At 36.7% G+C, this 13,527-nt stretch carries 15 protein-coding genes and 1 tRNA gene; 9 read left to right on the forward strand and 7 right to left on the reverse strand.

The window, feature by feature from the left end:
- Positions 1-81: 81 nt before the first annotated feature.
- Positions 82-1,338 carry a dicarboxylate/amino acid:cation symporter gene (locus ACMAYL_RS07165; RefSeq protein WP_392990753.1) on the reverse strand — a complete coding sequence of 419 codons (1,257 nt, stop codon included), beginning with the start codon at positions 1,336-1,338 and terminating at the stop codon, positions 82-84.
- Between the two features lie 47 nt (positions 1,339-1,385).
- Between ACMAYL_RS07165 and ACMAYL_RS07170 the strand changes: the two genes are divergently transcribed.
- Positions 1,386-1,928, forward strand: a complete 543-nt coding sequence (locus tag ACMAYL_RS07170) for a hypothetical protein (RefSeq protein ID WP_412469951.1) — start codon at positions 1,386-1,388, stop codon at positions 1,926-1,928.
- On the opposite strand, the gene ACMAYL_RS07175 is transcribed toward ACMAYL_RS07170, so the two are convergent.
- Complete coding sequence (locus ACMAYL_RS07175) at positions 1,925-2,734, reverse strand: hypothetical protein (protein WP_412469952.1); 810 nt, start codon at positions 2,732-2,734, stop codon at positions 1,925-1,927. The two genes, ACMAYL_RS07170 and ACMAYL_RS07175, sit on opposite strands and share 4 nt — an antisense overlap.
- 245 nt (positions 2,735-2,979) lie before the next feature.
- On the opposite strand from ACMAYL_RS07175, the gene rplU reads away from it, so the two are divergent.
- From rplU to ACMAYL_RS07200, 5 genes are all read left to right on the forward strand, one after another.
- Positions 2,980-3,285 carry a 50S ribosomal protein L21 gene (gene rplU, locus ACMAYL_RS07180; RefSeq protein ID WP_103218904.1) on the forward strand — a complete coding sequence of 102 codons (306 nt, stop codon included), beginning with the start codon at positions 2,980-2,982 and terminating at the stop codon, positions 3,283-3,285.
- A gap of 26 nt (positions 3,286-3,311) precedes the next feature.
- Positions 3,312-3,566 carry a 50S ribosomal protein L27 gene (gene rpmA, locus ACMAYL_RS07185; RefSeq protein ID WP_021266471.1) on the forward strand — a complete coding sequence of 85 codons (255 nt, stop codon included), beginning with the start codon at positions 3,312-3,314 and terminating at the stop codon, positions 3,564-3,566.
- Positions 3,567-3,655: 89 nt separating this feature from the next.
- Positions 3,656-4,657 (forward strand): GTPase ObgE, encoded by a 1,002-nt coding sequence (gene obgE / locus ACMAYL_RS07190; protein WP_103218903.1) that lies wholly within the window; start codon positions 3,656-3,658, stop codon positions 4,655-4,657.
- A gap of 3 nt (positions 4,658-4,660) precedes the next feature.
- The gene (gene rsfS, locus ACMAYL_RS07195) at positions 4,661-5,125 is read left to right on the forward strand and encodes a ribosome silencing factor (protein WP_103218902.1); all 465 of its coding nucleotides are present in this window, start codon (positions 4,661-4,663) and stop codon (positions 5,123-5,125) included.
- Between the two features lie 6 nt (positions 5,126-5,131).
- Complete coding sequence (locus ACMAYL_RS07200) at positions 5,132-5,599, forward strand: 23S rRNA (pseudouridine(1915)-N(3))-methyltransferase RlmH (protein ID WP_103218901.1); 468 nt, start codon at positions 5,132-5,134, stop codon at positions 5,597-5,599.
- A 3-nt stretch (positions 5,600-5,602) separates the two neighbouring features.
- Here the strand turns inward: ACMAYL_RS07200 and ACMAYL_RS07205 are convergent, their stop codons facing one another.
- Entirely contained in the window at positions 5,603-6,610 is a 1,008-nt protein-coding gene (locus ACMAYL_RS07205; protein ID WP_412471062.1) for a tryptophan--tRNA ligase, read from the reverse strand.
- Between the two features lie 111 nt (positions 6,611-6,721).
- Positions 6,722-7,024: a hypothetical protein gene (locus ACMAYL_RS07210; protein WP_393022161.1), complete on the reverse strand. Its 303-nt coding sequence runs from the start codon at positions 7,022-7,024 to the stop codon at positions 6,722-6,724.
- Between the two features lie 143 nt (positions 7,025-7,167).
- Here ACMAYL_RS07210 and ACMAYL_RS07215 point away from each other — a divergent pair.
- The 3 genes from ACMAYL_RS07215 to ACMAYL_RS07225 all read left to right on the forward strand — a co-directional run bounded on the left by ACMAYL_RS07215 (position 7,168) and on the right by ACMAYL_RS07225 (position 9,965).
- Positions 7,168-7,243, forward strand: a tRNA-Met gene (locus ACMAYL_RS07215).
- A 232-nt stretch (positions 7,244-7,475) separates the two neighbouring features.
- A complete protein-coding gene (locus tag ACMAYL_RS07220; RefSeq protein WP_412470925.1) occupies positions 7,476-8,690 on the forward strand; it encodes a sensor histidine kinase in 1,215 nt (404 codons plus the stop codon).
- A gap of 48 nt (positions 8,691-8,738) precedes the next feature.
- Entirely contained in the window at positions 8,739-9,965 is a 1,227-nt protein-coding gene (locus ACMAYL_RS07225) for a sensor histidine kinase (RefSeq protein ID WP_412470926.1), read from the forward strand.
- Here ACMAYL_RS07225 and ACMAYL_RS07230 read toward each other — a convergent pair.
- From ACMAYL_RS07230 to alaS, 3 genes are all read right to left on the reverse strand, one after another.
- On the reverse strand, positions 9,962-10,261 hold the full coding sequence (locus ACMAYL_RS07230) for a hypothetical protein (RefSeq protein WP_103218896.1): 300 nt from the start codon (positions 10,259-10,261) through the stop codon (positions 9,962-9,964). The genes ACMAYL_RS07225 and ACMAYL_RS07230 overlap by 4 nt on opposite strands.
- Before the next feature lie 65 nt (positions 10,262-10,326).
- A complete protein-coding gene (locus ACMAYL_RS07235) occupies positions 10,327-10,680 on the reverse strand; it encodes a hypothetical protein (RefSeq protein WP_103218895.1) in 354 nt (117 codons plus the stop codon).
- A gap of 136 nt (positions 10,681-10,816) precedes the next feature.
- Complete coding sequence (gene alaS, locus ACMAYL_RS07240; RefSeq protein WP_412470927.1) at positions 10,817-13,387, reverse strand: alanine--tRNA ligase; 2,571 nt, start codon at positions 13,385-13,387, stop codon at positions 10,817-10,819.
- Positions 13,388-13,527: the final 140 nt, after the last annotated feature.

The raw sequence follows: 13,527 nt of genomic DNA on the forward strand, positions 1-13,527 counted from the left end.
TTTTCAAATTGTCGTGTCTGAGTCAACGAGGAAAAGATTTTTTCGGTTAAGTACAGTACTGAATTCAATACTTTATATTGTTTACTCTTTATTTTTCAGCATAGAATCAACAACAACTGTTCCCATGGCGTCACCAAAGACGTTAACTGCAGTTCTGAACATGTCCAGAATTCTATCCACAGCTAAGATAAGACCGATCCCCTCAATAGGAAGCCCGACAGCTGAAAGTACGATCGACATTGTAATTAGCCCCGCACCAGGAATTGCTGCTGCTCCGATTGCCGCAAGAGATGCTGTCATAAAAATAATAATCTGCTGAGTTAAACCTAAGTCAAAGCCATAAGCTTGCGCAATGAAGATGGCGGCGACTGACTCATAAAGAGCAGTTCCATCCATATTTACAGTTGCACCTAATGGTAAAACAAATTTTGCAGTATCTTTATCAACGCCTAAATTTTCTTCAACATTCATCATCGTAATAGGTAGAGTTGCTGCTGAAGAAGCAGTTGAAAAAGCAGTAATAATAGCTGGCCCTACACCTTTTAAAATCTCAATAGGTGAAGTCTTTCCGCGAATACTTCCAATAATCAGAAGAAAAATACCATGACAAATCAATCCTAGAATTACTGTCAGCATATACTTAGAAAGAGATATAATTGCGCCAAAACCAGATTTAGCAAGAACCCCTGTCATAAGAACAAAGATTCCATAAGGAGCTAAGCTCATTACTCCCATTGTTAGTTTATTAGAAAGAGATTCAAGAGAACCTACTACTTTAACAAATGGTTCACTATCTTTAGGAATAAATAGCGCAGTCATTCCCATAAGAATTGAGAAGACGATAACTTGTAAAATATTTCCATCGGCCATTGAACCAAATGGATTCGTTGGAATTGCACCTAGAAGAACTTCTTTGATTGAAGCAAACAGTGACGCCCAACCACTTGAACTACTTGCAACTTTCGACTGCATTGCTTCTGAAAGGCCATGAACTCCAGCAGAGCCAAGATCAGCACCAATACCAGGATTGATAAGATTTACAAAAATAATTCCAAATAAAACGGCAATACAAGTTGTAATGAAATAATAAGCAACGGCCCTTACCCCCATTCTTCCTAATGATTCTGGTGTTCCTAAGTGGTACATCGCCATAAAGATAGATGAGAAAACAAGAGGGATAATCACCATTTTAAGAAGAGAGATAAACGCATCTCCTATAGGAGAAATAAATTTTACGTATTCACCCTTTCCAAAATAATGTAACAGAAGACCCAAAATTAATCCGAGTACCATTGCAATACCAATCTTCTGCGCTTCCTTCTTTGCTGCTGGTTGCATTAAATTCCCCTTTTAACTATAAAAATTCAAATCGTTTAAAATAACGTATGGTAAAAAAAATTCTTAACAATATTCTAACTTGTTCATTTATTCTCTTATCATTTTGCATATTTATCAATCCGGCAAAAGCTAAGGTGGAAGAACCGAATTACGACTTCACCTTTGATAAATTCAAACCATTCTATCCTGGACAAAAACTGTCAGATATAAAGAATGAATATAAAGCAATCAGATTAATCAATGACAAGAAACCTCTAGCAACTTATGAAATTCAAATTCGCCATCAGAGCTACTTCTTTCCTGTTTTTATTCATGTTAGAGATGAAGTCGTTTTAGATTTCTACGCAAGACTTCCAAATTACTTTCTTCACAATACTTTTCATCAATCACTAATAAATCGCTATGGTAAGCAGGATAAGTTTATCAATAATGACGGCACGTCAGTCTATATTTGGAATGATGAAGCCGGATTCACAATTACATACACAGGAGCATGTACAATTACATGCTTCCCGATATTTATTCATATGATAAAAAAAGATGATGTGAAGAATAAGGATTCTTTTCTCATTAAACTTTTAAAAAACTAACTTAACTCTTTTGCAACATCGTTTAGTGCAAATTTGTAACACATAATATTTTTGGCAAGAGTGGCCAGGGCCTGTCTTGTTGCCATTGGCATTCCATTGGCACCAAAGTAAGCCGAGTGAATTGCTAAAAATGCCTGTGCATCTTCAAACCTCATCTTAACAGGGCCCAACTTATTAAGAGGATCAAGCTTTATAAAGATCTCTGATTTTCTCAGTTTATATACTTCACTCATCGTAAATATATTCTGATTACGATAATCGATATAAATAACTTCACCTTTAACATCTGCCATACGGCCAAGAATAATTCCCTGCTTAGTTTTTCTTCCCCATAGGCCAATAATTCCCATAGGAGCTAAAGCCCAAGTTAAAAAGCGATTGATAACGACTCGGCTTTCAAATTCTCTTTCGGTGTGACCAAATTCTGGAAATGTTCCCATTAGCCACTCATTTGAGGCCAAAGACAGAACAATCATCGCCATATTCTTATAGCGATAAACATTGTATCCAGGTTTTTGTACGATCGACTCCTTCCCATACTTGTCATTGTCAAAATTTGATCTAATTTGGGCGGCTACCATCGGTGTCGCTTCATCAATAGTCATGACCTTGGCCAGTTGATTTGACGCTATATTTTGTTGGGCCAGCTCACTTTCTTTCTCACCCAGCTCAGTAAAATTCATAATTTGTAAAAATCCTGCGATTTCCGGATCGAACTCCGCAATACGCAGCCTAATATAAACAGGCAGCGCCTGCTCCTTAGCATATTGATAATATGTGTATTTTTCAGTACTTACAGATTGCATTATCGCCTCCATTCAACTTAATTTTTCGGTATTTTTTCCGACTAAATAAGCTCGAAGTGGTTTCCGCTTAGCGCTAGGCAAAAAATCCTCAAATAAAGGAGTGTAATTGCGTCTTAGTCCTTGACAACAGGCCCAATTATTAATAAAAATCCTAGTTTCATAAAGTTAATTTCAGTCCGAGGGAAAAAAGAGTTAGCGAGAACTATCGAGCAACCCCCAAAGGCTGCCTTTCATTAGGAGAAAGTATGTACGGAGTAGTAGAGATCTCAGGTCACCAGTACAGAGTAGAAGCTGGTATGACTATTGATGTTCAGAAGTTAGAACAAGAAGCTGGATCAACTGTAGAATTTGATAAAGTTCTATTTGTTGGTGGTGAAAGCGCAAAAGTTGGTGCTCCAACTGTTGCTGGTGCTAAAGTTGTTGCTGAAGTAGTAAGACATGATCGTTCAAGAAAAGTTATCGTTTCTAAAAGAAAGCCAGGTAAATACATGAAGAAGAACGGACACAGACAACACTTTACAACTTTAAAAATCAAAGAAGTTAAAGCTTAATTAATTATCAATTTTAGGAGTTAGATATGGCACACAAAAAAGCCGGTGGTTCAACAAGTAACGGTCGTGATTCAAACCCAAACATGTATGGTGTTAAGAAATTTGGTGGTGAAGCTGTTGTTCCAGGAAACATCATTGTAAGACAAGCGGGATCTAAGTTCCACGCTGGTAAAAACGTAAAAGTTGGAAAAGACTTTACTCTATTCGCTACGAAAGAAGGTAAAGTACAATTTGGTTTCTATAACAAGAAGAAGCAAATCGTTTCTGTTGTTGAAGCTTAATTAAAATTACCATTTTACGCTATTAATTAGTTGTAAATATTAAAGGGAGCCTATACATAGTGCTCCCTTTTTTTATATAAGACCTTATTATGAAATTTATCGATGAAGTTAAAATTACAGTAATTTCCGGAAACGGAGGAAACGGATGCGTAAGCTTTCGCCGCGAAAAGTATATCCCATTTGGTGGACCAGATGGTGGTGACGGTGGTGATGGTGGTAGCATCTACTTTGAAGCCGACGAAGGAATGAACACTCTTGTTAACTTCAGAGGTAAAAAACATTACCGCGCCGAACACGGACAGCAAGGTGGTGGCCGTCAAATGTGTGGAGCATTTGGTGACGACCTCACAATCAAAGTTCCTGTTGGAACAATTGTTCGTAATGCAGAAACGAATCAAGTTATCGCGGATCTAACTGATCACGGTATGAGATTAATGGTTGCACAAGGTGGACGTGGTGGTCTTGGAAATATTCACTTCAAGACTGCAACTAATCAGGCTCCACGAAAAGCAACAGCAGGAAAAGAAGGCGTAGAACTTGAAGTAGATCTTGAACTTCGTCTACTTGCTGATATCGCACTTGTTGGATTACCTAATGCTGGTAAATCAACACTTATTTCTTCAATCTCTGCAGCAAGGCCAAAGATTGCAGATTATCCTTTTACGACTCTTGAGCCAAACCTTGGTGTTGTTACACTTGGTGAAGATGACTCATTTGTTGTTGCCGATATCCCAGGGCTAATTGAAGATGCCTCAGAAGGAAAAGGCCTAGGGATTAAATTCCTAAAACATATTGAAAGAACAAAATCTCTTGTTCACCTAGTGGATGTTTCTTGGTGTCTTGATGAATACGAAGCGTTTGAACAATACGTAATTATTCGCCAAGAGCTTGGTCGCTATAGTGAAGATCTTTTAAATAAGAAAGAGCTAATTTGTTTAACAAAAATTGATGCTATGACAGATGAAGAAATTAAGAAGTTCCAAGACTTCTTCGAGGCACAGGTTGATAGAAAGTGTCTTCCAATCTCTTCAGTATCTGGACTAAATATAGACTTACTAAAATCTTTAATGCTTAAAACGATAAAGGACTAATCAATGTCACAAAATGAATTTATCACGAAAAACGTAGATGAAATTGCAGATAATTCAAAGCTTGAATTCCCATTAAATATTGCTATGGCGAGTGCTTGGATTCTTGGTAACTTTAAAGGTGTTAACCTTAAAGTTCTTGATATGAGAAAAACAACTGCACTAGCAGATTTCTTCGTACTTGCATCAGCAACAAACTCTTCAATGGCAAATGCAATGTCTGATGAGATTGCAAAACAAATGAAAAGAAAAGGTCAGACGGTAATCTCTAAAGAAGGTCTACACCAACAAACAGATTGGATTCTAATTGACCTTGGTGACATTATTGTTCACATCTTTGATGAATCAGCTCGCGAAGCATATGACATCGACAATTTATGGTCTGTTCCATCAATTGAAATTCCAAATGAGTACTACTACTCTTCTGAAGAAGCTGGAGCATCTACTGATTCAGATAAAGGTTACTTCTAGTAACTCATGAAAGACAATCATGTTATTGTCATTGGGAAGTTAAAAGATAAGCACCTTATCGCGCTTGAAAATGAATACCTTAAGCGTATTAACTTCCCAAAACTTCACATCCATGAGTGTAAAGGTCATCAAGAAAATATTGATCTTGAACTTAAGGAACTTCTAAATAAAGTCGAATCCATAAAAGCAAAATTTGGAAATCAACACGTAGTTGCAATGACCGAGCATGGAAAAACTTGCGATAGTGAGAAGCTTAGTAAGTATATTTATGATGTTATTGAAACCCAGCAAAAAGGTGTTTGCTTTCTAATCGGTGGAGCAGCGGGCTTTCCTAAAGAGTTTTTAAAGACAGTTGATTACCAACTCTCCCTATCTCCTATGACTTTTCCACATAAGATTGCCCGACTTGTTCTAATCGAACAAATATATCGAGCTCAAACGATCAAGCAAGATCATCCTTATCATAAAAACTAAATATTAGTTTGAAACACCAATAGCTTTCTTAATACGACGTAAGTTCTCTTGAGCGATAGGACGAATCTTAGCAGCACCTTGTGCAAGGATAGTATCGATCTGTGATTTATCGGCCATAAGAGCTTCATACTTTTCACGCATCGGTGTTAGTTCACGGTTTAGGACCTCAAAAAGTTCAAGTTTAGCGTGGCCCCAACCAATTCCTTCTTGATAACGTTTGGCCAAGGCAACTTGTTCTTCTGATGTTGCAAAGAATTTATAGATATCAAAGATTAATGATTCGTCAGGATTCTTTGGAGCCTCAGGAGGAGTTGAGTCTGTTGTGATTTTATTAATCATTTTCTTAAGCTTCTTCTCTGGAACAAAGCATGGAATATGGTTTCCATACGACTTACTCATTTTACGTCCATCTAGACCTGGAAGAAGTTTATTTTCGGCCTTGCTTACAATAGCTTCAGGAAGAGTAAGAAGATCACCAAATTTGTGATTAAAGCTTGAAGCGATATCTCGCGCAATTTCGATATGCTGTAGCTGATCCTCACCTACTGGTACATAATCAGTATTCATAAAAAGAATATCTGCGGCCATAAGAACAGGATAAGAAAATAGACCCATATTAATACCAAAGTCTTCATCGCGATTTTCTTCAGCATTCTTATCTTTCTTTGCTTTATATGCATGAGCGCGATTCATTAATCCCTTTGAAGCAAAACATGAAATAATCCAATTTAGCTCTGTAATCTCTGGAATATCACTTTGCTTATAAAGAATTGCTTTATTTGGATCAAGTCCAGCAGCTAGCCAAGTCGCGGCCACTTCATAAATATCATTTCGAAGAATTTCTCCATCGTGAATAGTTATAAGAGAATGATAATCAGCAATAAAGAAGTAGCCTTCCATATCTGATTTATTAACATTATCAATAGCAGGTTTAATTGCACCGATATAGTTTCCTAAATGTGGCATTCCTGTTGGTTTAACACCTGTAAGACAAATTTTCTTTTTACTTATGTCACTCATTTTCAAAGCCTACTTCTTAAAGTTCACAGTCTGTTATAGCTAAATTTTTGACAAAAAAAAAGGGCCCATTGCAGGCCCTTTATCTCTAATTATGTAATTCTATTAATTGTCGTACTTTACTAAAGAAGAAGACTCCATAAGCTCAGTTAGAAGCTCAATAGAAAACTCTAAAGCCTGATCTCCGTATGGAATTTTTGAATTCTCTTGGCAAAATTTCGACTGTTTTACTAGTGAAGCGCAAATTCTCATCACTTCCGCAGTCCCATCAAAAAAGTCTGCTTCATCTTCTGTTGTCACAATATGTGCCATTAGCATATTAATCGTTTTAATTGCGCGAAGCTGTGCAGGTGTAAGCTCTGAAGTATCGATATCAATCGTTAACTTACTATGATTTTGCATTTCCATCGTCTAAACTCCAAAAAATTTATTTTTTAACATCCCTCATACAGAGTTCATATCGGAGCGTCTTCTAGAAATTTTAGTAATTTATGTCTGACAAATTTAATTTGACATAAGACCTTTCTGATAATATATTGATTTTACTTTGTCGCGGGGTGGAGCAGTTGGTAGCTCGTCGGGCTCATAACCCGAAGGTCGTTGGTTCGAATCCAGCCCCCGCAACCAATTTCTTACTTGAAAAATCCCAGTCATTTACCACACTTACCGTCATTAAAATAAGGCGCTAACGCTTATATTTTAATTTTGCATATTAAGCTCCTCAGCGTCATAAAGCTGCGCTTCATGAACGCAGGGACAACCCGCAACCAATTTCTTACTTAAAAAATCCCAGTCATTTTCAACTAAATAAAATATCGTCATAGCCGACAATCTTTTATATTATTTATATTTAGTAATTATGAAAGATCGTTTTAATACACTTCTTATTCACTTTACTAATGTCATGGCGATGATCTCATTACTTGCCTATGCCTTTAGACACCATCATTTTATCAATGATAATGTTTTGTATTATTTTGTTTTACCAATCTCAACTCTTTACCTTGCCTTCTATTATTTTGACTTTAAAGGGCAACATACACTTAGAAATATTTCGAGCCTCTTTCCTTCTATCGCAATAACATTGGTATTAATTACTTCTTTTGGTGGTATTCATGCTCCAGGAGTCTTCTGGATTGCAGGGTTCCCAATTTTCTTTGCAATATTTTTTAGAAAAAGAGGGATGATTATTGGCATCTCACTCATGCTTGCTGTCTATGCTGTCTTCTATGCCTTTGAGGCGCAAATTCTATCGATGACAGTTAATGTGTCACCAGAGCTTTATATGCAAGAAAAGAGGATGAATGTTATTCACTTCTCGATTGTTATTACTCTTTTCTTTCTATACTACACTTGGCTTGAGCAACAAACGCGAGATGAAATTGAACAATCAAAAGAGCAACTGGACACCCTTTTACATGTTGTTCTTCACGATCTTTCTAATCCAATTACAATTTTAAAGTTAAAACTTTCAAATTTGAAAAGACGGTTTCAAATTAAAGATAATGAAACAAAGCAAATCAAAGAAGCTTTTTCTAAAATTGAAGAGATTATACAAAATATTAGAAGCTTTCAAATGAGTTCTGAAAACTTACAAGAAGATAGAAGAATAATCGAATCAACAGAGTTGAAATCATATCTTTCAGAGCAGTTTAGATTAATTAATAAGAAACACTTAAAATTAATTTTTAAAGATGAAGGAGGCTTTAAGATAAAATGTTCTCCCTCTATTCTTAAAGACCATATACTAAGTAATTTACTTACTAATGCTGTGAAATTTAGCCATCCCGAAGATATCATTGAAATAACTTTTAGCATCCAAGGAGACTCTGCACTGCTCAGTATTCGAGATGAAGGTATTGGTATTCCAGAAGAACTTATGGAATCGATTTTTGAATTTGATAAGAAAACCACAAGGCCTGGAACAATTGGCGAAGCTGGTACCGGTTACGGGCTTCCAATCGTACACTATTTTGTAGAGCTTTCAGGTGCAAAAATTTTCGTTCACTCGCCTACAAGTAATGAAAATGGCACGGAGTTTTCCCTAAGTTTTCCCTTGAGAAATCATAAATAAATTTCACTTTGCTAGCATAAGATCACAATTTGATTTAAAGTGGCCTCGATGAAACTAAAATTCAAAAGCGAGAACCTTATTCAGCGCTATCTGATTGTTTTTACGCTTATCATGGTATCAATTACAGTCAGTTACTACTATCTGGCGTACCCTAATGTTCTCTTTCATAAAATTCCGAAAGAGTTCTTTTATACGTATACGACGGCCCAGGTTTTATTTTTTATTATTGCCTGTGCACTAGGAAAGCATGCTCTCGCCAAGGCGATTTGTGTTCTGCCATCTATTCTAATCATGATAATCATTGTCTTCACTTTTGGAGGCGTAAAGTCTCCTGGGATTATTTGGATAACAGGAACGCCTATTTTTTTCGGAGTTTTCTATAATAGATCAGGGCTTCTTTTTGGTGTATTTGTGATGATCTCCACATTTGCATCTTTTTTTATGCTTGATCATACTATCGCATCTCTATCTTACCCTTTAACGAATACTCAATACTATTCTCTATTGAAATTTAATATCGTACAATTCTCTATTCTCACGACAATATATTTTTTCTTCTATGTTTGGCTGGAGTCCAACTCTAGACTAAAACTTGCACTTTCAAATAAGCAACTTGATACACTACTTCATGTAGTCCTTCACGATCTTTCAAATCCAGTTACTATTTTGAAATTAAAAATTTCAAGCCTACTTAGAAAGAGCGTAATTGATGAGTCTTCTTACATACAAATCAACACCTCTCTAAAGAAGGTTCAAGAGATCATTTCAAATGTAAGAAGCTTCCAATTGGATTCAGAGAGTCTCTTCTCACATAAAAGTAAAATCGACTCTGAGCTAATTAAAAACTTCTCTGAACAGCATTTTAAACTCTTAAATGATAAAAACTTAAAACTACACTTTGATATTCTCACAGAGAAAAGCTTTTTTTGTGAAAAGAAGATTTTCTGCGATCATATATTAAGTAATCTGATCTCAAATGCGATTAAATTCAGTCATGAAGGGCAAGACGTGCTTATAAAGTTTTATGATGAAGCTGGTCGTATTTATATCGATATTGTCGACAAGGGAATAGGTATTCCAAGTGACATCATTGACGGCCTTTTTCACTTTGAGCGAAAGACTAGCCGCCTAGGGACAAAAGGAGAAGTTGGCACAGGTTATGGCCTACCTATTGTGAAATACTTCACTGATTTCTCAAATGGAAAAATCAATATAAGCTCTGATGTAAATATCGGAACCCGTGTAACACTCTCATTTCATATAGCAAAGAATTAATGCAGGCTTTGATTTGGCAGCATTAGTAACTCACTCCAAAAATTAAGGTGTTCTTTAGCTTTATCATTTAAAGTAAAAGATTCCTGGCAGATGCTCTTATAACATTCGATCCAGCATTCGCGTATTTTTTCAGCAATATCGACAGGTATGATATTGGCCTCAAGATAAGCTTTATCTAAATGCTTTAGTGATGAAAAATAAAATACATCATTTACACGCGAGCGCTGTTCTCGCGTGTAGTGAATTGCTACAACAATTTTTTGTGCAAATGAAACTCTAGGGTCAAAATCTCTCATAAGTTACTCCAAATCTCTCAGAAATTTTTCGGAGCAAAGTTAACAAATAGTTAATTATGAACAGGTTATGCAGAGATTTTATTGAATCGATGAACAATTCCGTCAAAACGATCTTTGATCACTTTTAGACGTAGTTCATTCTTTTGAGGAAAACGGCCAATTCCCTTACTAAGTAGATTGATTTCGGCTTGGACAAAGCGCTTCTTTAAGTTAGTTTTTCTAATTCCTTTCAATTTCCCAAGGTAATTGATATTTGAAGAAGTCATATCACTCATTTTTAGAATAATAGACTTTTCAACAATCTCTCTCTTTTCTTCGATTTCGGCAGCATCAAGATGATTCTCAATGATTTCAAGTTGCATTGTTAAACGACGAAGCTCACGAGAAAGAGCATCTGTAGGTAAATTGGTTTTAATCACGTCTACACTCCATAAATTTAAGACAAATTCTTTATACATCAGAATTTGTTTCTAACGACTATGGAGTGAAATTAAGTATAGGGATGTTAGGAAATTAGACACAGGTTTGTCGAACCTGTGTCTATTATAGAAATCTTTATAAACTTTCAATAAATTCAAGCACTTGAGCCCCAGCGTTTACATCTGGTGCACCACCTTGAGCAAAGTTAGGGCGTCCGCCACCACGTCCAGCGACAGGCTCTAGGATCTTCTTTAAGAAGTCCCCTGCCTTAACATCAGAGTTAGACCATACAAATGATTTCATCCCCTTATCATCCTTCGAAATGAGGCAGATAAGCTGTACTTCACCCTTGTTGATCATATTATCACCAATTTCCTTAACCGCTTTAGCATCAGCATCCAAAGTAGCAGCAAATAGCTTAAACCCTTCATAGTCACGCTTAACTTCTTTGATAAAGTCAGTTGATCCATTTTGAGCTGCTTTAGCACTCGCTTCCTTGATCTTCTTTTTCATCTCTGCACGAAGATCCTTAATACGAGCTGGAACCTCTTGGGGTTTCGTACTAAGTTCTTTTGCCGCAGCATTAAGTAGTGCCGTTCTTTCCTGCATCACACGAACTGCTTCAGTTCCTGTTACGGCCTCAATACGACGAATACCTTTTGCAACAGAAGTTTCCTGAGTAATTACGAAAAGACCAATATCACCTGTGCGTCCTACGTGAGTCCCACCACAAAGTTCAACACTTTCCTTTCCGAATGCAATTACGCGAACATCGCTATCGTATTTTTCACCAAATAATGCCATCGCACCATTATCAATTGCTTCTTCGTATGAACAAAGCTTTGTTGTACGTGAATCATTTTGCATAATCCACTTATTTACTAAAGCCTCTACTTTAATCAGTTCTTCGTTAGATACTGCTTGAGGGTTTTGAAAGTCAAAGCGTAGACGCTCTGAAGTTACCATTGAACCCTTTTGAATCGCATGCTTTCCAATCACTTCGTGAAGAGCAGCATGTAGTAAGTGAGTCGCAGAGTGGTTTCTCATTGAAGCTTTTCTATTTTCACCATCAACTACCAACTCAATCTTTTCACCTGTTTCAATTTCACCAGAAATAATCTTAGCGATATGAACATGAGTATTTTTTACTTTCATTGTATCGATAATCTGAAGCTCACCAGTAGATGTTCTAGCAGTTCCGATATCACCGGCTTGTCCACCAGACTCACCATAGAATGGTGTTTCTTTTGTCGCAAAGTAGATTTCATCTTCAGTACGGTAAATTTTTAAAATTTCACTATCTGTCTCAAGAGAGTCATATCCAGTAAACTCAGTATCAGCTACTTCGATAAACTCAAGTTCAATTCTCTCCTGGTCTGCACCAACAGAGCTCTTGCGAGAAATTACACGAGAAGCTTTTCTGTGAGCTTCGTAACACTCGTTATATTCAATTTCAGCAAATTCAATTTTCTTTGAAGCAAGCTCAGCTTTAATTACTTCTAAAGGAAGTCCATGAGTTGTTACAAGTTCAAATGCAACATGCCCTGGAAATAGTTCTTTTGATTTAGAGTTTGTTGATAGCTCTTCTTCAATTTTCTTTAGACCATTTTCAACGATTGGAACGAACTCATTAATTTCTTGTTCCATATTATAGATGATTGCTTCACGAGCTGACTTAAGCTGTGGGTAGTAATCACCAAGCATCTCAATTGTTTTTTGAATGTGCTTATTAAAGTTAGGTTTCACACCTCTTGAAATACAAGCGGCGACACACTTACGAATAAGACGACGTGGAATATATCCTTGTCCTTCGTTTCCAGGCATAACACCTTCAGCAAGAATCATAATACTTGCACGCATGTGATCTGAAATCATACGTTCAGTTTGAATATCTGTATTCTTACCTAAAAGCTCTTTTGAAAATGCCATAAGCGGTGCGAGTAAATCAGTTTCATAAACAGAATCGCAACCATTCATAACCATTGCAAGTCTCTCAAGTCCAGAACCTGTATCAACGGACTTAAGTGGTAGAGGCTCAAATGTCCCGTCTTTTTGCTTGTTAAGCTCCATGAAAACACCGGCATTCCAAATTTCAATGTAACGACTTACATCATCAAAATGTCCACCCGGCTTATACTCAGGCCCATACTCTGCACCTGTGTCATAGAATACTTCAGTACATGGTCCACATGGCCCATGGTCCCCTGCCGGTCCCCAGAAGTTATCTTCACCAAGAACGACAATATGATCCTCAGGAACACCACACTTCTTCCAAGCCTCAATAGACTCAGTATCTGGTTTAATCCCTAGATCATCATTTCCACCATAAACAGTGAAGTAAAGTCTCTTTGGATCGAAGTCTAGTTCATGAACTAGTAAGTCGTAAGCAAGCTTACATGCTTTTTCTTTGTAATAGTCACCTATTGACCAAGAACCGAGCATTTCAAAAATTGTTAAGTGGTGACGGTCACCAACATCATCAATATCTTTTGTACGAATACATGGTTGATAATTTGCTAGCCTTGGAGATGGAGGAGTCTCTTTTCCAAGAAAATAATTCTTTAACGGGGCCATCCCAGAGTTGATAAAAAGTAGTGTCGGGTCGTTTTGAGGAACGATTGAAGATGCACTAATTTTTAAGTGATCCATCTTTTCAAAGTAATCTAGGAATCTCTCTCTAATCTCGCGAGATGATAATGGCTGCATATTTTCTTCCTTATAATTCAAAGCACAACTAAGTGCATCATATCTATTGTGTATAAGTCCCCAAAATATACTATAAAATCGTTATTCCGACTACTTCTTAGCGTTAAAAAATATGAGCTGAATTAGGATAAAAATGGTTA

The organism is Halobacteriovorax sp. RT-2-4 (assembly GCF_047085445.1).
In the GTDB taxonomy this organism is placed as follows: Bacteria; Bdellovibrionota; Bacteriovoracia; order Bacteriovoracales; family Bacteriovoracaceae; genus Halobacteriovorax_A.

Bases quoted from the DNA above. Each gene is read 5' to 3' on its own strand.
- ACMAYL_RS07165 (WP_392990753.1), bottom strand. From the start codon at position 1,338: ATGCAACCAGCAGCAAAGAAGGAAGCGCAGAAGATTGGTATTGCAATG.
- ACMAYL_RS07170 (WP_412469951.1), top strand. From the start codon at position 1,386: ATGGTAAAAAAAATTCTTAACAATATTCTAACTTGTTCATTTATTCTC.
- ACMAYL_RS07175 (WP_412469952.1), bottom strand. From the start codon at position 2,734: ATGCAATCTGTAAGTACTGAAAAATACACATATTATCAATATGCTAAG.
- rplU (WP_103218904.1), top strand. From the start codon at position 2,980: ATGTACGGAGTAGTAGAGATCTCAGGTCACCAGTACAGAGTAGAAGCT.
- rpmA (WP_021266471.1), top strand. From the start codon at position 3,312: ATGGCACACAAAAAAGCCGGTGGTTCAACAAGTAACGGTCGTGATTCA.
- obgE (WP_103218903.1), top strand. From the start codon at position 3,656: ATGAAATTTATCGATGAAGTTAAAATTACAGTAATTTCCGGAAACGGA.
- rsfS (WP_103218902.1), top strand. From the start codon at position 4,661: ATGTCACAAAATGAATTTATCACGAAAAACGTAGATGAAATTGCAGAT.
- ACMAYL_RS07200 (WP_103218901.1), top strand. From the start codon at position 5,132: ATGAAAGACAATCATGTTATTGTCATTGGGAAGTTAAAAGATAAGCAC.
- ACMAYL_RS07210 (WP_393022161.1), bottom strand. From the start codon at position 7,024: ATGGAAATGCAAAATCATAGTAAGTTAACGATTGATATCGATACTTCA.
- ACMAYL_RS07220 (WP_412470925.1), top strand. From the start codon at position 7,476: ATGAAAGATCGTTTTAATACACTTCTTATTCACTTTACTAATGTCATG.
- ACMAYL_RS07225 (WP_412470926.1), top strand. From the start codon at position 8,739: ATGAAACTAAAATTCAAAAGCGAGAACCTTATTCAGCGCTATCTGATT.
- ACMAYL_RS07230 (WP_103218896.1), bottom strand. From the start codon at position 10,261: ATGAGAGATTTTGACCCTAGAGTTTCATTTGCACAAAAAATTGTTGTA.
- alaS (WP_412470927.1), bottom strand. From the start codon at position 13,387: ATGCAGCCATTATCATCTCGCGAGATTAGAGAGAGATTCCTAGATTAC.